The following is a 17,432-nucleotide window of genomic DNA, read 5'->3' as shown; positions in this document are numbered from 1 at the left end:
CAAAAATGAAAGAGCATGTTCATATTGGAAGTAATCGTACGGGGATTCAAATGTCCCCGTTAGACAGTAAACGCATGATGCAAGTCGCGGAAAAAACACCGACGACACCGATGACGGATTTTTCGCAAAGTGAATTTGTGAAAATCCGCCAAGAGTATATTCAGGAATCCGATGATATCGGAAGCGTTCCTCCTCCGGGAAGTCTGAAGGGAATGGCCTCGACCGGCGCTGAACTATTGCAAGGTATACGACCCGAAGCGTTTATCGATAAATTAGGAGAGCGTCTGGCTTTTGAAAGAACCGGCGCGCGACTGTATGAATCGGTCATCACAAAATGCCAAGCGGCGGGGGTGACTGAAATTCTGACAGATCTTATGCGGATTCATCAGGAGGAGCTTGAGCATTTTGAAATCGTGAAAAATGCGATCGAACAGATTGGCGCGGATCCCACGGCCGTAACTCCTTGTGCGGATGCCAACGGGGTGACTGCCATGGGGCTATTGCAGGTCGCGGCCGACCCACGCACCACAGTGACCCAGTCTTTACAGACGCTGTTAATGGCGGAACTCACGGACAATGCGGGTTGGGAGCTTTTAATTGAAATGGCCCGTAAAGCGAATATGGATGCCATGGCTGATAAGTTTGAAGCAGCTCTTTCTGCAGAAGAAGAGCATCTAATGACTATCACCAGTATTTATAAACAAATGAACTTCGACGATATGGAGCGCGGCGAAGATAAATCATCATCGCGCCATATTTGATTTTTTAAAGGCGCAGGAAACTGCGCCTTTATGTTTTAGGTTACGTGAACTTTTCCGGCCACGTCGTGCCTTTAGTAAGGATGTGCACGATTTCTTCGAGTCCTTTTTTATCTTCCTGGTCAAAACGATTTAGAATAGGTGCATCGACATCTAAAACGCCCAGAAGTTTTCCGTCGTGAATAACCGGAATCACAATTTCTGATTTTGAAGCGGCATCACAGACGATGTGACCGGGAAATTCATCCACGTTCGCCACAAGCTGAGTTTGCAACGTTTTCGCAGCAGTACCGCAGACACCTTTTCCTAAAGCAATCCTTGTACAAGCAGGCAGACCTTGAAACGAGCTTAGCAGCAATTCGTTATTGTGAAGAAGATAGAAGCCAACCCAATTAATATCAGGAAGATGCTGTCTTAAAAGAGCTGAGATATTCGCTAAATTTACAAACCATTCTTTTTCAAGAATGCCAGAAGCTTCCGACTGAAGTTCTTTGTAGAATTTGGATTTATCTTGATAGCTGATTTGAGCGTGTGTGCTTTGCATTTTGCTTAGATATCACAAAAAGCAAAATGCGGGGGAAAATCTTTAAGAAAAACTTGGTCATCCCTGACGCAAGCTTAGATATGAACTATTGGAATTTACGGATAAGGCCCACGACGATACCGCGGATTTCGACTTCTTCAGGTGAATACCACATAGATTTCATTGTGGAGTTTGAAGGACGAAGTTCTACTAGTTTTTCGCTAGAACCGCTGTCGGGACGCGCGCGCACATAGATGCGTTTAACCGTGGCTTCATTTTCTACCGTAGCCACAACAATATCGCCGTTAGAGGCCGAATCCTGTTTTTGAACTAAAATAATATCTTCATCAAAGATGCCATCTTCAATCATCGAGTCGCCTTGCACTTTCAATGCAAAGGATTTGGAAGGATTGCGAATCATAGAAGGGGGAACATCGACAAATTCGTCATGTTTGATGGCTTCAATCGGCTGACCTGCGGCCACTTTCCCAAGAAGGGGAAGGGACAGGACCTCATCACGTGCCTGGAGGAGCTGTGAGCGGTGAGATCCTGTCGTCGTCGAGACTTTTTTCGATTGAAGATGTTCCTGCACAGCACTGGCTGAGTGGAGCACCTGGATCGCTCGCTTTTGACCCAATGGATTTTCGATGTATCCCTTGCTCGTCAATTGCTTCAAATAATTCTGAACAGAATTAAACGAAGCCAAGCCGAAGTGATCCTTAATTTCTTGATATGACGGAGAAACTCCTGAACTTAAGATATGGCTCTCGATAAACTCGAGAACGGATTTTTCTTTCGGTGTCAGTGGGGGGAGGGGCAATTTCTTTGTCATAACTTACATATGAACTTACAGTGTAAATAATATGTAAGTCAATAAGCTTTTTAAAAATATTTTCTGAGGTCTAGAAGCGCCGCAATGGACGCGAAATTAAGAGTGGGTAAGCCGTTCAGGTTTCGCGAGTCAGTGTGATTTCTCGGTGATAAAAAGGGGGCTCAACCAAAAATCACTACAGGAGTTTCACATGAAATCATGGCTTAAAGTGGCAGCGCCCGTCGTTCTTGTCGTTTCCTCCGTGGCCGTTGCCAGCGTTATTAACAAAGAAGAAGTAAATAAGAAGGTGGCGGCGATTGCTGCGGCTTACAACAATGAGTCGACAAAGCTCGATGTAGCATTCACTGAACTTCGTGTCGACGCCGTTCGCACGTTGGATTTCGCTTTGAAAGCGTCGGCGTATAAAAAAGGCCCAGCGAATGAATTGTACCTCCAGTTGAACAATGCTTCTTATCACTATGGTGATGGCAGTGCTCCGCGCGTTGCCGGAGATCTGGCTGTGAAGTTTGATTTGGTGAAAGCTTTCGGTCAGTCGATCTTGAATGAGTTCGGCGGCCAGCTTGAGGACTTAGTGAAGTCACTTGTTGGTGATTACGGCCAAAAATATGGGGACGCCATCACTGTACAAGTCGTGATGGACGAACTGCAAAAGGATGCAGAAGGAAATATCATCTCTGCAAAACTTCATTTGCAAGCTTCCGTGGATTTTCAAAAGCTTCCTGCAAATTTGAAAATCGAAGATGTCGAGTTTAAGTCTTTACAAGCACGTTTGGGTGCGGACCGTACGGGTCTTAGCGGCAGCATCGAAGTTCTTATCAATCCGGCTTTCAAAGGTTTCAATGCCGATCAGCCAGGTTTGAAAGATTTTATCGAAAAGCTTCTAGCTGATGATAAAGACACTTTAGAATCCGTCGCTCGCAATATGCAAATGGTGGATGATATCGCTACGTATTTGGTGACTCACACTCCAGAAGAGCAAAAACCTGCTCCGACACCAGAGCCACAACCTTAATTTTCGTTCGACAAAAAAGCCCTTCGCAAGAGGGGCTTTTGGTATCTGAAACTCATTCACCTCACAGAAGATCCTGTCGAACTTCTCGACACCCACGCCGCACAATGTGTCTCTCATTGCTTTTTTACTGACTGGGTACCGAATAGAACCGTGCTCAGCCGGAACAGAACTTGCGATACCTTCAATTGATATAATTTGAGGTGTTCATATGTTTAGAAAGCACATGTTGTTAATGTCGTCGCTTTTTGTAGGTTTAAATGCCTTCGCTGCCGGTGAAGTTCACGAGCAAACAAAGTTTGCGGCAGAGATGGAGCGTGTGTCGGGCGTGTATAACCAGATCATCCAAGACATTTCAAAAAGTAAAAGTGGAAATGAATTTGATGAGCACTTCCATAAACTCCGTGCTTTCATTGTGAATCCTGGAAATGACAAGTTTTCTAATCTAGCTCTGTGTGTTCAGCTGAAGTCATTGCCGATGGGTGAGCTTGAATACGTTCAGTCTATTATTGAATCTGACGACGCTGCCATTGCTCTTAAAGATTGCAGCGGCGATCTGCAACGCAAAATCATGATCGCGAACCTTACTAAAAAAGCGTCTTTGAATTTGGATGCAGACATCCAAAAGATCCGCCGCATTCCTTTTGAAGAGCGCACAGTTCCTAATATTGATTATCTTTCAATGCAGGGTTTGAACGACAAAGAAGTCATGCTGACATTTGACGACGGTCCTACACAAAGAACAACGGTACCTATTCTTGAGGCTCTTAAAAAAGCAGGCGTCAAGGCGGCCTTCTTTTCTACCGGTCGTCAGGCACTACAGAATAAAGCATTAACACAAAGAATTTTGGCAGAAGGTCATATCTTGGGCTCTCACTCGTTCTATCACACGCTGATGATGGGCCGTGAGGTGAACCGCGGTAAAATGTCTTATGATTACTTCCTTTCAGAGATGATCGGCGGTCACGTGGGCGTATTTTCTTCTGCGGGATATATTGACCCTTACTTCCGCTTTCCAAATGGTTGCATGAACAAAAACATGCGTCGTAACGCGACAGAGTTGGGTTTAAAAATCTTCGGTTGGAGCATCGACAGCTTTGACTGGCAGTATGGAGTTTCCAAATACAAAAATGATGAAGAGCGCCGTCAGTTGATCCTCCAAAGTTTCTTGAAGGCTCTTAGAGGCAGCAAAAACCGTGGTATCGTTCTTATGCACGATGTGTTTAAGCAATCTGCAGAAGCTCTTCCTTTGATTTTGAATTACTTAGCTGACAACGGTTACAAAGTGGTTCTTTTGAAGCCTGAACATCGTGATACGCAAGACCGCTCGAATTTAGCGGTGGTCTCTCAGGCGGTGCAGTTTATGAATACTTACAACATTAAGGTGACGGATTTGAAACCGCGCGCGGATCAAAACGGAGAGCCGGTAAAACCTCTAGGTTATGAGCCCGACAGATTCCGTTATCGTGATATGTTCCCTCAATTGAGCTATCAGAATTCTCCGATTGATCCGCTCACAACGGCTTGCGAGAAATAGTCTTAGCGAGACAGCTCGGCTACACAGTGGTTCAAACTGTCTTGAGCATAACGGGAAAGGGTGAAGACGCTTTTTCCCGTCGTTCTTTCTACTTCTTCAGTATATAAATCTGAGACATCCGCGATTCTTTCGATCATGCAGCCAGCTTGGCGTTCTGCCACGTGCAGGCGCACTAGGCACATGCGGTTGCGTAATGAGCAGCGAATGCCTTCTGCATGCGTTTGCGCAGGGCTAGCGTCGTTAATAGCTTCAATCAGGGCTTTTTCTTCTTGCGGAGATACAAAAGCAAATGCTGGGGAGCTAAAAAGAACGGAGATTGTTGAGAGAGTTAAAACGAACTTAATCATAGAAGCCTCCTTGTTCTGAATCATGCTTCATGATTCGTTCTACAAGGGACTCTATGATTAGTAAAAGGCATAGAAAGAATTCAGATATTCAAGAAATGAATACTATTCCTTTTGGGGGCATTCCTTTTTCTCGACGCAAGTCTGTTTCTTAATAGTCGCTACAGTAGGCTTAGCTTCAGACGCTACCTGACGCGACACCTTCACTTGAGGTGTGGTATTTTTCGCATAGCTCACCGGGGCCATGGAGCAGTTTTGATAAAACAGTATCACGATGGGATTAATCACCAACATCGCTACAAAACTAAAACCGCCACGATTCACCATACAACCTCCGACCTGAGTCTAATTCGTCACACCCTTTACATTACGGACGAAAGGCACTAAGACTTTAGTCAATTTATAAGGATTCTCAGCTTGATTCAAAAAAAGCCACTTTCTCATCTTGAGAGATTTCAAAGTTCGGAGATAATAGGGAAGTGATGACAAAAATGATGAAGACAATCTTATTTGGTCTGATGTTTATGTCAGCTGTTGGCGCTCAAGCAGACTTTTCTAATATCCAACAAGACTGCATCAATGATCTAAAAAAATTCCCCGGAGCGTGGGATGACAAACTTCTTACGAAGGCTTGTGAAAAAGTCAAAGTAGAAGCCCTTTGCGTGAGCGCGGAAGGTCGTCCTATTTACCATTACGACAAACCCTCTTCCACACCAGGCGCTAAAAAAGTATTGGTGTTCAGCTTAATCCACGGAGATGAAACACCGGCAGGCACTGTCGGCCGTTATTGGATGGAGCGTTTGGAAGGCATTGATCCGCGCAACTCTTGGCGGGTGATTCCTGTCGTCAATCCCGATGGTGTGAAATACAAAACTCGTACGAATGCGAACAAGATCGATATCAACCGCAACTTTCCCACAAAAGATTGGGATGTAGGTGCAATCGAAAATTGGAAGCGCACGACGAAGTCAAATCCGCGCCGATTCCCAGGTGAAGTAGCTGCAAGTGAGCCCGAAACGAAGTGTGCTTTGCATCACTTGGAAGACTTCCAACCGGATTTCATCGTTTCTGTGCATACGCCGCTAAAGGTTTTGGATTTTGACGGTCCCAAGGTTTCCCCTCCGCCCAAGTTTGATTATTTGCCGTGGAAATCTTTAGGCAACTATCCTGGAAGTTTAGGTCGTTACATGTGGCTTGAAAGACAGACACCTGTTTTGACAATGGAGTTGAAAGAAAGTCTTCCGCCAAATCTTTCTCCGTTTGAAAAGTTGCAAGATATTATCGGCAGCTTAGTGAAGTTGGAAAATGGAAAGACGAAAGCCAATACGGCTGAATCGAAATCGCCGACGAGTTTTCTTCCCGTCGCGCTAGAACACTGATCCCTAAAAATGGAAACGAGGCTTAATCTAATGACTAAGTCTCGTCTCGTACAATCTCTTAGAACTTAAATAACCAATCAATGGTATCTTTTATTCTCAAGAGATCGTTTCATGCTCAGTATAGCTCTGTAGTAAAGAAACGGAATCCTCCAGTGCCAATAAGCACGAATGTCGCCGTCTTTTTCCGGTCTTTAGGAGTAAGAAAAAAGTTTTTTCAGAGCTTTATCTACATCCTCGGTCATCGGAACCTTGAGACAACTCAGATTCTCTTGCAGTTGTTCGATGCTGGTCGCACCCAAAATCACGCTTGTCATTCCAGGCTGGTTCAATAACCACGCAAGAGCGAGTTGCCCGCGTGTGCATTCCAACTCATCCGCCAGCGCCTTCATATTTCGCACGCGTTCTAAGTTTTGTTCAGTATAAAAAGTTTCTCTAAGCCAATCGATGCGAGATAAACGGCCTTCGCTGATTCCATTGTCATATTTTCCAGTTAACATTCCCGAAGCTAAAGGGGACCACGTCACTAAGCCCATGCCGTGTTCCTGAGCTTTCGGGCGAACATTGTCTTCAAATTTTTCGCGGGCAAGCAGGCTGTATTGAGGTTGTTCAATTTGCGGGCGGTAGTAACCACCTTGATCGCAGACATCCATCGCTTCTTGAATTTGTTCGGCGGTCCATTCACTCGTTCCCCAGTACAAAATTTTTCCGTGATGAATCAGATCATCCATGATGCGAACTGTTTCTTCCACGGGAGTTTCGGGATCATAGCGATGGCAGAAATAAATATCCAAATAATCGGTACCGATACGTTGCAGACTTTTATTGACGGATTCTAAGATGTGCTTGCGTGAAAGGCCGCGATCATTGATGTCATCACTCATCGGCCAGAAAACTTTAGAAGAGATCACAAGTTCGTGACGAGGGAAGTCTTTAAGGGCTCCACCCATGATGCGTTCGGATTCACCTTTGGCATAAATATCGGCGATATCAAAAAAATTAATCCCGGCTTCATAAGCCAGGCGAAGAATGCTGCGTACGGAAGTGAAATCTTTCACGGTGCCCCCGAACGTCGTCCAGCCTCCCAAAGAAAGCGAACTCAGTTTCAGACCGCAACGACCCGCATTGCGGTAGGGCATAGTAGGATTGAACATAGGGCCTCCTTCACGGAAGCCCTATTATCTTAATGAAGAACGGGGTGTTGCAAGTAGTGATTGATCTCGACAATTCTGTCTTGTTGGCTAATGACAGAATCTTGGATAGCAACCAACTCTTTCAGTAAAGAATCTTTGGCTAACTTAATAGCTTGGAAGATATCTTCGTGAACTCCTTCGGCTTCAACGCTCGTGTCACCCTCGCGCAACACGATCGCAATGCGATAGAGTTTTTTGAGACCTTCAGGGGTAAAGTCTTTGCCTTCTGTTTCATACTGAATCGCTAGTTTTTTCGGATCCCGTGCAACCACTGCGACGATTGTCTGAGGTGTCACGAAGGGTTCGAACTCCACGATCTGTTGATAGATGAAGGACTTAACCTCTGGATTCTGCTCGATAAGTTGTATTGTGGGGTTGAGAAGGGTCGTCATAGGCGGCCTCCTTTTCCTCTACTCATAGTGTAACAATGTGGTCGAAATTTGTCTGGTCAAGTTGGGCAGGAATCAAAAAATAAATTGAAAACCAATAAGATTGATTTAGAATCCGGGACCTAGACCTTTGTCATGTATCAAGGTGAGATGGAAAATTCAAAAAGTGAAATTAAGTTAGATTCGAGCTGGAAACGGCGACTGCAGAGCGAATTCGACAGTGAGCGAATGAAAACTCTGCGCGAGTTTCTTGTGCAAGAATACAAAAAGGGTAAGACCATCTATCCGCGTGGTGAAGAATGGTTTGCCGCCATGAACCTTACGCCATTTGACAAAGTGAAAGTCGTGATCGTCGGTCAAGATCCTTATCATGGACCGGGTCAAGCGCATGGTTTGTGCTTTTCAGTTCGTGAAGGAGTTCGTTTTCCGCCGTCTTTGCAAAATATTTTTAAAGAACTGAATTCCGATCTGGGTTTGCAAATTCCCAAATCCGGCTGCTTAACAAAGTGGGCGGAGCAAGGTGTGCTATTGTTGAACGCTGTTTTGACCGTCGAAGATGGTAAAGCGGCGGCTCATCAAAAAAAAGGTTGGGAAGAATTCACAGATAAGATTATTCACTTACTCAATGAAGAGCGCGAACACTTGGTCTTCATTCTTTGGGGCTCGTATGCTCAAAAGAAAGCGGCCTTTGTTGATCGTAAAAAGCATTTAGTGATTGAAGCTGTTCACCCGTCACCACTTTCAGCGCATCGTGGCTTTTTCGGAACCAAACCTTTTTCAAAAACCAACGCTTATCTTCGCTCTCACGGTATTCCTGAAATTGACTGGAGTCTTTAAGCAGAAAGGCTGTCATGGAATTTGGAAAGCTGCCTTCCGTTGACGGTGTAAACTGGGACCTTCCCGCAGATGATCCTCTGACAGCAGGCTATCTGCAAAAATTCAAGTCTTCTTCAGTCGCGAAATATTATATTGGGACCCCCGCATGGGGTCATAAAGAATGGATCGGGAAGATTTACCCCGAAAAAACAAAAGCCGCTGATTTTCTTTCTTACTATTCGCGCAACTTCAACACGATCGAACTCAACACATCTCACTATCGCATACCGACAGCCGAGCAAACACAAAAGTGGATCGCGCAAGTGGGTTCGGATTTTCTTTTTTGTCCGAAACTCTTTCAAGGCATTTCGCATTCTGAGCAGGGGATGTTGGATAAAAAACTTCTTGCCGAGTGGTTTGATTTTCTGAAAAACCTTGGGGCTCATCGCGGCCCTTGCTTTGCGCAGTTTCCTCCGCACTTTGATTACAGGAAAAAATCTTCGTTGTTTTATTTTCTTCAGCAGTGGCCGGAAGAATTTGAACTGGCCCTCGAGTTTCGTCATCCCAGTTGGTTTCAAAACGGATGCATTCTTCCGGCGTTGACCAAGTACTTACAGTCGCGAGGTATTGGTTTGGTGATTACCGATGTGGCGGGAAGAAGGGACGTTCTGCATACCTCCTTGAGTGCGCCTTTCACAATGCTGCGGTTTATTGGGAATGACCTTCACCCTTCGGATCGTCAGCGTTCAGAAGACTGGGCGGCGCGGTTGAGCTCGTGGTCTCAACAAGGATTACAAAAGGTTTTCTTTTTAGTGCATGAGCCGGATGATGTTTTGGCTCCCGAGATGGCACAAATTGTAATCCAGCAATTGAATGAAGAGGCGGATGCTCAATTAAATCCCTTACAATGGTGCGCAGCGACCTTGCTGTAATGAATCTCAGAATGCGACAGACTCCTGGACTGTAGGCTTGCTTTAGATCGCCGATAAGATAAGGCGACAAAAAGGAGTGACTCATGAAGTGGATTTTAATCGCAGCCTTGATAGCCACAGCGACAATCAGTGTAAATCCCGCTTTTGCTCGTTCTGCGGCTCGTGGACCGGCGAATGCTGAGGAGCATCGTTCTTTGGAAGACACCATCAAGAAGATTCGTGAGGATGACGAGGGGATCGTCGTGCTTTTTACGAAAAATCCGGGATCGTATTATCTGCGCCGAGACGTGGAAAACTTTGATGGCCTTCGTAAGAAATTAGAAGAGGCCTTTAAAGCGAAGAAGCCTGTAAGCGTCACGTTTGATGCTGTTCAGCTCAATATTCTTGAAGTGAAATAAGTCCCTGTATAAACTGGTCTTCGCCCAAGGAGACCAGTTTATGAAACACATTCTTCTCTCTACTATTCTTTGTTTTTCTCTTTCCGCTTTCGCGACGACCAAAGAAGAAGTTCAACAAAAAACCAGTGATGCGGCGGCCGCAGCGGTGGATTACTCTAAAGAACAAAAAGAGCAATTCCAAAAAGACATGGATGCTAAGCTTGCTGAATTGAAGCAAGAGATCACGGCTTTAAAAAAATCCGCTTCAGAAAAAACCGGCGATGCAAAAAAAGAAATGAAAGAACAGATCAAAGCTTTGGAAGCTCAGCAAGACGAGCTTAAAAAAGATTTGGCAAAGCTTAAGAAAAGTTCCGGTAAAGCATGGACCGAAATGAAAACGGGTATGAGCAAAGCCTGGGATGCCCTTTCTTCGTCTTACGCAAAAGCCAAAGAAGAATTTAAAGAATCCAAGTAATAATGAAAAAAAGTACTTTGCTCTTCACAACAGCACTTCCTTCTCTTACAGATCTGGGCGAAGAGCTTTTGCTTATTTATGATGAGGTTTTGCCTCGCAAGTCGGCGGCCTTTAAAAAATGGTCGCAAAAGTTTTCGTTGAAATATGGAGTGAAGGCTGGAGAGACCTTAAAGTCTGTCGATCAATTTCCTCAGCACATTCGTAAAATCGTGCAGCTTTGTGAAAATACGTCGAGTCGTCGTTTGACTATCGTCGTTGCCGGCGGTGGCAGTGTTGGCGATTTTGGAGGCTTTGTCGCAAGCATTCTGAAGCGCGGAGTGAAGCTTGTGCACATGCCCAGCACTTGGCTTGCTGCGATTGACTCTGCTCATGGTGGCAAGACGGCATTGAATGTCGGCGGGGCGAAAAATCAAATTGGCACGTTTTATCCCGCAGACAAAATTATTCTCTCTCGACAGCTATTGATGTCCCAGCCCGAAGCTCGGGCCTTTGAAGGTTTTGGTGAACTTCTTAAAATTTCTTGGATTCAAGGCGGATCGCTTTGGCAGGAATTATCGAAAGAGTTTGAAATCACTTCGTCAGTGCTTTGGAAGTATCTAGCGCGTGCCGTTGATGCAAAATATAAAGTCGTGTCTAAGGACCCGGAAGAAAAGTCTGGTCATCGTCACATTTTAAATTTAGGGCACACCGTCGGGCATGTTTTGGAATCTTATTATAAACTGCCTCATGGGGTCGCCATCAATTACGGCTTGGATTTCGCTCTTCGCTACAGCGTTCAGTTAAAGATCATGTCTCAAGGTGAGTACGAAAAAATATCTCACGCTCCTGTATCAGGATATCTATTATCGCCTTTGCGCGATGATTTGTTGCAGACGAAGGCTTCGGTTTTAAAAGAATTCCGTCAGCTTTTACTAAGCGATAAAAAGAAAACCAAATCGCAGACCTTGCGTTTCGTGTTTCTAAAGAGGCCCGGTCAATGCGTAGTGAAAGAAGTGACCGTCGATGAAGTTTTGATGGAGATCTGCCGTCAAAAGGAAGATGAACTGAATGGCTGATTTTCATTTTCAAGGCGAAATTCCAGGTTCTAAATCCGTTTTCAATCGCGCCTTGATTGTGCAAAGTTATTTTCCTGTATTAGATCTTCAGGGTTTTTCAGAGTGTGATGACGTTGTTCACATGCGCGAAGGCCTGAAGGATATTCGCGATCGCAGTCGTATTGATTGCGGCGAGGGCGGAACCACGTTTCGTTTTATGGCTTTGCGCGCTTCCCGACAAAAAGGGGTTCATACGCTTGAGGCTTCTTCGCGACTTATGCAGAGACCTCAGGCCGGTCTGTTAGATTTGCTGAAACAATTAGGCGTGCAAACCCAGATCAAGGCGAACGAACTTTTTATCGTCAGTGACGGATGGAAAAGACCCCGCAAGCCTTTACGGGTGGATACGTCCGAATCCAGTCAGTATGCTTCTGCTTTAATACTAAATGCCTGGCTTCTTGATTTTGATTTAGAGTTTGATCTTGTTGGCGATAAAGTTTCTGAATCCTATTTTCTTCTGACCTTAGAAATGATGAAGACATTAGGAATGCGTCCCAAGAAAACTGAGAAAGGGTATTTGATTCCGGCAGGGCAAAGAATTAGCAAACTCAGTTGGAATGTCGAGCCCGATTTGAGTTCTGCCTTCACGATGGCGACAGCGGGTGCTTTGGCCGGAGAAAGTATTATTCAGAATTTTCCTGAAAAGAGTTCTCAGCCGGATCTAGTCTTCTTACAGATCTTTAAAAAAATGAACGTCGATTTCACTCTTGAAGGAGCAAAGCTTATCACTCGCAAAAGTGAAAATCTTCGTTCCGTGGAATGGAATCTTGCGCAATCTCCGGATTTGTTCCCGGTGCTTGCGGTTTTATGCAGTTGGACGGCGGGGACTTCGAAACTTTTTGGCGCTCCTCATCTGACAAAAAAAGAAAGCAATCGGATTGCCAAGGTTTCAGATTTATTAACCTTGATCGGCATTCAGCACGAAAGCTTGCCGGATGGAATGATCATTCATGGTCAATCTTCGCAAAAGCTTATCACCACAGGGCGCTTTAATCCTGATCAAGATCACCGCATGGTCATGGCGGCCACTTTGATGAAGCTAAAAGGTCATCAATTCACATTGGAAGAGCCGCAAGCCATAAATAAAAGCTTTCCAGAATTCTGGGACATGATAGGTATCAAAGCATGATTACTGTCGTTGTCGGGCATCGTGGCACTGGAAAAACAGAACTGATGAAGCGTTTGCAGCTTTATTGGCGGGATGACGTCGATGCCATTGATCTTGATACCGAGATCGAAAAGAAAATCGGTAAGACCATCCGTGAACTTTTTATGGAACATGGTGAAGCTTATTTCCGCGAAATGGAAAGACAGCTTTTTCTAGAGATCCTGCAAAGACCCTCTAAAAAAACATACCTCGTATTAGGAGCGGGTTTTGATCTTGCCGTCATTCCCGAAAGTATTCCAGTTCTTTGGGTTAAAAGACGCACGGATTTAGACGGTCGCATCTTTTTAAATCGCCCGCGCTTAGAGCCGGATATTTCGCCACTAGAAGAATTTTATAAAAGAGCACACCTGCGAGAGCAACGCTATCGCGAACGAGCCGATGAAGTCTATCTCATGCCCGAAGGGCAGCTTGAAAATCATCATAAAGCTCTGACAGTAGAAAAAGAAATCCTGTCGCACACATTGACGGGCTTAGGTGGCATCATCACTCTTTTGCCGGAAACTTTTGCGACTGATTTGCGTTGGTCTTTGTTTAAATCCCGATACGCCAATCGTGGTCTTGATTTCATTGAACTTCGCGATGATCTTCTTAGCGAAGAACAAATAGAACGCGCTCTTCAAGAATTGCCACGCGAAAAGTTTATTTTTTCTATTCGCAAATCGCGTGAATTTTCGCCCGCATTTTTATCCCGCGTTACTTATGTAGATTGGGCGTGGGAGCTAGGGGAACCCGCAGAGATTCTGTCGGCCGTAGATTCTCAGAAACTTATTCTGTCTTTACATCGCGGCTTTGATTTCCAAGAATGGTCACGTTGGGAAGATAAAGCCGCACATATGAAATTTGCGCCAGAGATTTCATCTTTTGTTGAACTGTCGACTTATCATGAATGGCAGCGCTCTAAAAAGGCCAACCGCAGTTTTCTTCCTCGTTCCAAAGAAGGACGCTGGGAGTGGTATCGTCGTTTGCAAAAAGGTCAGCAGCTTCTGAATTTTATCCGTGAGGGTGACGGCAGTGCTTTAGAGCAGCCTTCCTTATGGTCTTGGCTTATGACGCCGCAGTCACCTCAGGAATTTGCGGCTGTTCTAGGAGCACCTGTTGCACACAGTTTTACGCCTCTTGAGCATTCCGATTATTTTGCTAAAAAGGAAATGCCTGTCTGTGCCGTTCACATCGAACGGGAAGAGTGGGATGAGGCTTTACCCGTCCTGCGTAAACTAGGTCTTACTCATGCCGCAGTTACAGCTCCTCACAAAGAAAATGCGGCGAAGCTTTGTCATCATCCTGAGCTGAAAGCAGTGAACACGCTTTATTGGAATAAAAAGCAAGAGATGTGGATCGGGACTTCTACTGATGAAGAAGGTTTTGTCGAACTTATCGAAGGCGTTGGGATGATTGCTCCGTTACAGAAAGAAATTTCCGTATGGGGTGGTGGTGGAACTTTGGAAGTGATTCAAAAAGCCTTGCCTCACGCGAGTTATTTTTCTTCTAGAACGGGGCAGCCTCGGGCTGGAAGTGAGTCGGCTATGGATCTTTCTCCAAAGATTATTATTTGGGCCGCACCCAGAGCTAAAGAAACCATGATGCCTCCGGCTTCTTGGAATCCGGTGATGGTATTTGATTTAAATTACAAAGAAGACTCCATGGGAAAAGAATACGCACAAACCTGTGGAGCGAACTATCAGTCGGGGCTAGTTATGTTTACCGCCCAGGCCCAAGGGCAACGCCTTTTCTGGCGTCACTGCGAGGAGAACGCATGAGCGCAAGTCAGTTTGGATCTCGCTTCGTCATCACGAGCTTCGGTGAAAGCCACGGCACGGCTTTAGGCGTTGTCATTGATGGATGCCCTGCGGGAGTCCGCTTTGATTCAGAAATTCTTAAAAAAGAATTGGAACGTCGTCGTCCCGGCCATCATGGCTCAGGACAAATCGTTTCGGGTCGTCAGGAGGCAGATGCCCCCGAAGTACTGAGCGGTGTGTTTGAAGAAAAAACTTTAGGAACTCCGATTGCGATCATCGTGCGTAATCAAGATGCTCGCTCTCAAGATTATAAAGAAATCAAAAACAGCCCGCGCGCCGGCCATGCCGATGATATGTGGCGGAATAAGTTTGGTCACAGTGATCATCGCGGCGGTGGTCGCTCTTCAGGAAGAGAAACTGTTTCGCGCGTGATGGCAGGGGCCGTAGCACAAATGCTTCTAAAAGAAACGTCGCCGAAAACTCGTGTGATGGGCTACGCCTCGCAAATTGGGCCTTTTTCTTTAACGCCGGATGAGCGTGTGCAAGTTCCTTCGAAAAATATTGATTCATTCCAGGCGCGCTTTCCCTCGAATCGAGATGTCGAAGTGGCGGAGCTTTTAAAGTCCGCTCAGGAATCTGGAGACAGTTACGGAGGAGTTGCTGAGATTCTCATCGAAAATCCACCGGCGTACTTGGGGCAACCCGTGTTTCACAAATTGAAATCAGATCTGGCTCAAGCCTTTTTAAGCGTTGGCGCAACGAATGGCTTCGAATTAGGCCTGGGCTTTGAATCTGCTGAGGTGAAAGGCACCGAATTTCACCAAGGGACTCAAGAAGCTTACGGCGGCATCCGCGGCGGCATTTCGACAGGCGAGAGTATTTTATTAAAAGTGTCTTTTAAACCAACAAGCTCCATTTTGGATGTAGCAAAGAAGGGTCGTCATGATCCTTGTATTGTCACTCGCGCCATTCCGGTGCTAGAGGCGATGACATGGTTGGTATTGGCAGATCACTGGCTGTGGTCTAAAACAGATCGTATCTAATCGAGGTAAAAATGGTTTCCGATATTTTCAATCCCGAATGGTGGACTGAAGTTCCTGGTTTTAAATTCAAAGACATCACTTATCACCGCGCTAAAGATCAGGGCACAGTTCGTATCGCCTTCAATCGCCCTGAAGTGCGCAATGCTTTTCGCCCACAAACCGTGGATGAACTTTACACTGCTTTAGAGCACGCACGTATCACAGCGGATGTCGGTGTCGTTATTATCACTGGAAATGGTCCTTCACCTAAAGATGGCGGCTGGGCTTTCTGTTCTGGCGGTGACCAGCGTATTCGTGGCAAAGACGGCTACAAGTATGAAGAAAAAGAAGCGGTTGGTAAAATGGATCTAGCACGCCTGGGTCGTTTGCATATCCTTGAAGTTCAACGCTTGATTCGTTTCATGCCGAAGATCGTGATGGCGGTTGTGCCAGGCTGGTCGGTAGGTGGTGGACATTCTTTGCACGTGGTCTGTGACCTGACTTTGGCTTCACAAGAACATGCCATTTTCAAACAAACCGACCCAGATGTCGCGAGCTTTGATAGCGGTTATGGTTCTGCTTATCTTGCTCGCATGGTGGGGCAAAAGCGTGCGCGTGAAATCTTCTTCTTAGGTCGCAACTATTCAGCGCAGGAAGCTTTTGATATGGGCATGGTCAACGCCGTTATCCCTCATAAAGACCTAGAAAAAGTCGCATTGGAATGGGCTTACGAAATGAATTCAAAATCTCCAACGGCGATGCGCATGTTGAAGTATGGATTCAACTTGATTGACGATGGTTTGGTGGGCCAGCAATTGTTTGCCGGAGAGGCCACTCGCCTTGCTTACGGCACTGAAGAAGCCGTCGAAGGTCGCAATTCTTTCGTTGAAAAACGTCCCAAAGATTTCAAAAAGTTCCCTTGGCATTACTAATTTTCTCATGAATTAGACCAACCAGACATCCCTGTTTATTACGATGTATTTATAAACGGGGATGTTCTTAGGGTTTCTGCACGAATACAAGTTCCTCCTACAAATGAACCGGAGGAAAATGGACGTATGAAACTCGCACTCATTCTTCTTATCACTGGCTCTTTGGGATTGGGCATCTGGGGATGTCCTACGAAGAAGAATGTTCCGGATCCTACACCACCAGAACCTGAAATGGTGATTCCAACACGGCTTGAGGTTCGGGCTTTTTATGACGAGCTTCTTAGTCTTGAAGGCCGCGCGCCTCATATCGGAGTTCGTGTTGAGCCTCTTCGTCTTCTTGCTTCCTCTTCTGAGACTTCGCTTCGGCCTTAGATTGGGTTTTCGCTTCGAGCGACGGATTTACGCTGGGGCCTTTTACGGTCAACGGGGTAGCTTGTTACTTATAATGCAATAGCTTGTGGCCACTTAAGCGAGATATTTTAATTAAGCTGTGAAAGAAATAATTTTTCAACTTTCAGAAGGGGTGGTTTCAGGAATTTCAAATAGAGTCATTGGTATTTTCTCAGCGAGAATTTTCGCTTCTTCTACCCAATCTTCGTAGTTTTGTTTCGATAAATCTTTAATGTTTGCGTGACGATTATGATGAGTAGTTTCTGGAATTACATCTAGTGACAATTTCTTTTTATCTGGATATTCTAAAACTCTTACTTCTAGAGCCTTAAATTCTACCCAAGCTTTTGGTGGTTTTCCCCTGCCAACGCCAACAAATTCGATACCTATTTGCTTAATTTGATCATAATTCAAGCCTTGAACTCTCATCACAGAGACTTCCGACTGATAAGGCTTAAACGCAGGCCACTTTGCTCTGTTTTGATTATAGTGGGAACTAGAGAAAATATATCTATTAATATTTTCCGTA

General features: G+C 45.3%; 21 protein-coding genes. 14 read left to right on the top strand and 7 right to left on the bottom strand.

The window, feature by feature from the left end:
• Window positions 1-5: 5 nt before the first annotated feature.
• Window positions 6-761 carry a ferritin-like domain-containing protein gene (locus AZI85_RS00820; RefSeq protein WP_155723873.1) on the top strand — a complete coding sequence of 252 codons (756 nt, stop codon included), beginning with the start codon at window positions 6-8 and terminating at the stop codon, window positions 759-761.
• Window positions 762-801: 40 nt separating this feature from the next.
• Here the strand turns inward: AZI85_RS00820 and AZI85_RS00815 are convergent, their stop codons facing one another.
• Window positions 802-1,302: a GAF domain-containing protein gene (locus AZI85_RS00815; protein WP_063242300.1), complete on the bottom strand. Its 501-nt coding sequence runs from the start codon at window positions 1,300-1,302 to the stop codon at window positions 802-804.
• Window positions 1,303-1,387: 85 nt separating this feature from the next.
• Entirely contained in the window at window positions 1,388-2,113 is a 726-nt protein-coding gene (gene lexA, locus AZI85_RS00810; RefSeq protein WP_063205288.1) for a transcriptional repressor LexA, read from the bottom strand.
• Between the two features lie 190 nt (window positions 2,114-2,303).
• On the opposite strand from lexA, the gene AZI85_RS00805 reads away from it, so the two are divergent.
• Together AZI85_RS00805 and AZI85_RS00800 are read left to right on the top strand one after the other, a co-directional pair.
• On the top strand, window positions 2,304-3,125 hold the full coding sequence (locus AZI85_RS00805) for a hypothetical protein (RefSeq protein WP_063242299.1): 822 nt from the start codon (window positions 2,304-2,306) through the stop codon (window positions 3,123-3,125).
• Window positions 3,126-3,333: 208 nt separating this feature from the next.
• Window positions 3,334-4,659 (top strand): polysaccharide deacetylase family protein, encoded by a 1,326-nt coding sequence (locus tag AZI85_RS00800; protein ID WP_063242298.1) that lies wholly within the window; start codon window positions 3,334-3,336, stop codon window positions 4,657-4,659.
• A gap of 2 nt (window positions 4,660-4,661) precedes the next feature.
• On the opposite strand, the gene AZI85_RS00795 is transcribed toward AZI85_RS00800, so the two are convergent.
• Entirely contained in the window at window positions 4,662-5,006 is a 345-nt protein-coding gene (locus AZI85_RS00795; RefSeq protein ID WP_063242297.1) for a hypothetical protein, read from the bottom strand.
• A 102-nt stretch (window positions 5,007-5,108) separates the two neighbouring features.
• Window positions 5,109-5,330 carry a hypothetical protein gene (locus AZI85_RS00790; RefSeq protein ID WP_063205284.1) on the bottom strand — a complete coding sequence of 74 codons (222 nt, stop codon included), beginning with the start codon at window positions 5,328-5,330 and terminating at the stop codon, window positions 5,109-5,111.
• A gap of 164 nt (window positions 5,331-5,494) precedes the next feature.
• On the opposite strand from AZI85_RS00790, the gene AZI85_RS00785 reads away from it, so the two are divergent.
• Entirely contained in the window at window positions 5,495-6,382 is an 888-nt protein-coding gene (locus AZI85_RS00785; protein WP_253720753.1) for a M14 family zinc carboxypeptidase, read from the top strand.
• A 191-nt stretch (window positions 6,383-6,573) separates the two neighbouring features.
• On the opposite strand, the gene AZI85_RS00780 is transcribed toward AZI85_RS00785, so the two are convergent.
• Window positions 6,574-7,533, bottom strand: coding sequence for an aldo/keto reductase family protein (locus AZI85_RS00780; RefSeq protein ID WP_063242296.1), 960 nt, complete (start codon window positions 7,531-7,533; stop codon window positions 6,574-6,576).
• A 29-nt stretch (window positions 7,534-7,562) separates the two neighbouring features.
• Complete coding sequence (locus AZI85_RS00775) at window positions 7,563-7,964, bottom strand: hypothetical protein (protein ID WP_063205282.1); 402 nt, start codon at window positions 7,962-7,964, stop codon at window positions 7,563-7,565.
• Between the two features lie 147 nt (window positions 7,965-8,111).
• On the opposite strand from AZI85_RS00775, the gene ung reads away from it, so the two are divergent.
• The 10 genes from ung to AZI85_RS00725 all read left to right on the top strand — a co-directional run bounded on the left by ung (window position 8,112) and on the right by AZI85_RS00725 (window position 16,885).
• Window positions 8,112-8,798: a uracil-DNA glycosylase gene (ung, locus tag AZI85_RS00770; RefSeq protein WP_063242295.1), complete on the top strand. Its 687-nt coding sequence runs from the start codon at window positions 8,112-8,114 to the stop codon at window positions 8,796-8,798.
• 14 nt (window positions 8,799-8,812) lie between these two features.
• Complete coding sequence (locus AZI85_RS00765; protein WP_063242294.1) at window positions 8,813-9,709, top strand: DUF72 domain-containing protein; 897 nt, start codon at window positions 8,813-8,815, stop codon at window positions 9,707-9,709.
• A gap of 83 nt (window positions 9,710-9,792) precedes the next feature.
• Window positions 9,793-10,107, top strand: a complete 315-nt coding sequence (locus AZI85_RS00760; protein ID WP_063242293.1) for a hypothetical protein — start codon at window positions 9,793-9,795, stop codon at window positions 10,105-10,107.
• 40 nt (window positions 10,108-10,147) lie between these two features.
• Window positions 10,148-10,561: a hypothetical protein gene (locus AZI85_RS00755; RefSeq protein WP_063242292.1), complete on the top strand. Its 414-nt coding sequence runs from the start codon at window positions 10,148-10,150 to the stop codon at window positions 10,559-10,561.
• A gap of 2 nt (window positions 10,562-10,563) precedes the next feature.
• Window positions 10,564-11,616 carry a 3-dehydroquinate synthase family protein gene (locus tag AZI85_RS00750; protein WP_063242291.1) on the top strand — a complete coding sequence of 351 codons (1,053 nt, stop codon included), beginning with the start codon at window positions 10,564-10,566 and terminating at the stop codon, window positions 11,614-11,616.
• Window positions 11,609-12,784, top strand: a complete 1,176-nt coding sequence (locus AZI85_RS00745; RefSeq protein ID WP_063242290.1) for a 3-phosphoshikimate 1-carboxyvinyltransferase — start codon at window positions 11,609-11,611, stop codon at window positions 12,782-12,784. The genes AZI85_RS00750 and AZI85_RS00745 overlap by 8 nt, the downstream gene beginning before the upstream one ends.
• Window positions 12,781-14,580 carry a shikimate kinase gene (locus tag AZI85_RS00740; protein WP_063242289.1) on the top strand — a complete coding sequence of 600 codons (1,800 nt, stop codon included), beginning with the start codon at window positions 12,781-12,783 and terminating at the stop codon, window positions 14,578-14,580. The genes AZI85_RS00745 and AZI85_RS00740 overlap by 4 nt, the downstream gene beginning before the upstream one ends.
• Entirely contained in the window at window positions 14,577-15,602 is a 1,026-nt protein-coding gene (gene aroC, locus AZI85_RS00735; protein ID WP_063242288.1) for a chorismate synthase, read from the top strand. The genes AZI85_RS00740 and aroC overlap by 4 nt, the downstream gene beginning before the upstream one ends.
• Window positions 15,603-15,613: 11 nt before the next feature.
• Window positions 15,614-16,513 carry a 1,4-dihydroxy-2-naphthoyl-CoA synthase gene (locus AZI85_RS00730; protein WP_063242287.1) on the top strand — a complete coding sequence of 300 codons (900 nt, stop codon included), beginning with the start codon at window positions 15,614-15,616 and terminating at the stop codon, window positions 16,511-16,513.
• Between the two features lie 126 nt (window positions 16,514-16,639).
• On the top strand, window positions 16,640-16,885 hold the full coding sequence (locus AZI85_RS00725; RefSeq protein WP_063242286.1) for a hypothetical protein: 246 nt from the start codon (window positions 16,640-16,642) through the stop codon (window positions 16,883-16,885).
• Between the two features lie 135 nt (window positions 16,886-17,020).
• Here AZI85_RS00725 and AZI85_RS00720 read toward each other — a convergent pair whose 3' ends face one another.
• Window positions 17,021-17,335 carry a hypothetical protein gene (locus tag AZI85_RS00720; protein ID WP_172795282.1) on the bottom strand — a complete coding sequence of 105 codons (315 nt, stop codon included), beginning with the start codon at window positions 17,333-17,335 and terminating at the stop codon, window positions 17,021-17,023.
• Window positions 17,336-17,432 lie beyond the last annotated feature (97 nt).

It is taken from the genome of Bdellovibrio bacteriovorus, from assembly GCF_001592755.1.
In the GTDB taxonomy this organism is placed as follows: domain Bacteria; phylum Bdellovibrionota; class Bdellovibrionia; order Bdellovibrionales; family Bdellovibrionaceae; genus Bdellovibrio; species Bdellovibrio bacteriovorus_E.
The sequence above is the reverse complement of the archived record's forward strand: the minus strand, read 5'-3'. Positions and strand labels throughout refer to the sequence as shown.

Excerpts from the sequence above, each read along its gene's own strand:
- AZI85_RS00820 (WP_155723873.1), top strand. The coding sequence starts at position 6 with ATGAAAGAGCATGTTCATATTGGAAGTAATCGTACGGGGATTCAAATG.
- AZI85_RS00815 (WP_063242300.1), bottom strand. The coding sequence starts at position 1,302 with ATGCAAAGCACACACGCTCAAATCAGCTATCAAGATAAATCCAAATTC.
- lexA (WP_063205288.1), bottom strand. The coding sequence starts at position 2,113 with ATGACAAAGAAATTGCCCCTCCCCCCACTGACACCGAAAGAAAAATCC.
- AZI85_RS00805 (WP_063242299.1), top strand. The coding sequence starts at position 2,304 with ATGAAATCATGGCTTAAAGTGGCAGCGCCCGTCGTTCTTGTCGTTTCC.
- AZI85_RS00800 (WP_063242298.1), top strand. The coding sequence starts at position 3,334 with ATGTTTAGAAAGCACATGTTGTTAATGTCGTCGCTTTTTGTAGGTTTA.
- AZI85_RS00795 (WP_063242297.1), bottom strand. The coding sequence starts at position 5,006 with ATGATTAAGTTCGTTTTAACTCTCTCAACAATCTCCGTTCTTTTTAGC.
- AZI85_RS00790 (WP_063205284.1), bottom strand. The coding sequence starts at position 5,330 with ATGGTGAATCGTGGCGGTTTTAGTTTTGTAGCGATGTTGGTGATTAAT.
- AZI85_RS00785 (WP_253720753.1), top strand. The coding sequence starts at position 5,495 with ATGATGAAGACAATCTTATTTGGTCTGATGTTTATGTCAGCTGTTGGC.
- AZI85_RS00780 (WP_063242296.1), bottom strand. The coding sequence starts at position 7,533 with ATGTTCAATCCTACTATGCCCTACCGCAATGCGGGTCGTTGCGGTCTG.
- AZI85_RS00775 (WP_063205282.1), bottom strand. The coding sequence starts at position 7,964 with ATGACGACCCTTCTCAACCCCACAATACAACTTATCGAGCAGAATCCA.
- ung (WP_063242295.1), top strand. The coding sequence starts at position 8,112 with ATGGAAAATTCAAAAAGTGAAATTAAGTTAGATTCGAGCTGGAAACGG.
- AZI85_RS00765 (WP_063242294.1), top strand. The coding sequence starts at position 8,813 with ATGGAATTTGGAAAGCTGCCTTCCGTTGACGGTGTAAACTGGGACCTT.
- AZI85_RS00760 (WP_063242293.1), top strand. The coding sequence starts at position 9,793 with ATGAAGTGGATTTTAATCGCAGCCTTGATAGCCACAGCGACAATCAGT.
- AZI85_RS00755 (WP_063242292.1), top strand. The coding sequence starts at position 10,148 with ATGAAACACATTCTTCTCTCTACTATTCTTTGTTTTTCTCTTTCCGCT.
- AZI85_RS00750 (WP_063242291.1), top strand. The coding sequence starts at position 10,564 with ATGAAAAAAAGTACTTTGCTCTTCACAACAGCACTTCCTTCTCTTACA.
- AZI85_RS00745 (WP_063242290.1), top strand. The coding sequence starts at position 11,609 with ATGGCTGATTTTCATTTTCAAGGCGAAATTCCAGGTTCTAAATCCGTT.
- AZI85_RS00740 (WP_063242289.1), top strand. The coding sequence starts at position 12,781 with ATGATTACTGTCGTTGTCGGGCATCGTGGCACTGGAAAAACAGAACTG.
- aroC (WP_063242288.1), top strand. The coding sequence starts at position 14,577 with ATGAGCGCAAGTCAGTTTGGATCTCGCTTCGTCATCACGAGCTTCGGT.
- AZI85_RS00730 (WP_063242287.1), top strand. The coding sequence starts at position 15,614 with ATGGTTTCCGATATTTTCAATCCCGAATGGTGGACTGAAGTTCCTGGT.
- AZI85_RS00725 (WP_063242286.1), top strand. The coding sequence starts at position 16,640 with ATGAAACTCGCACTCATTCTTCTTATCACTGGCTCTTTGGGATTGGGC.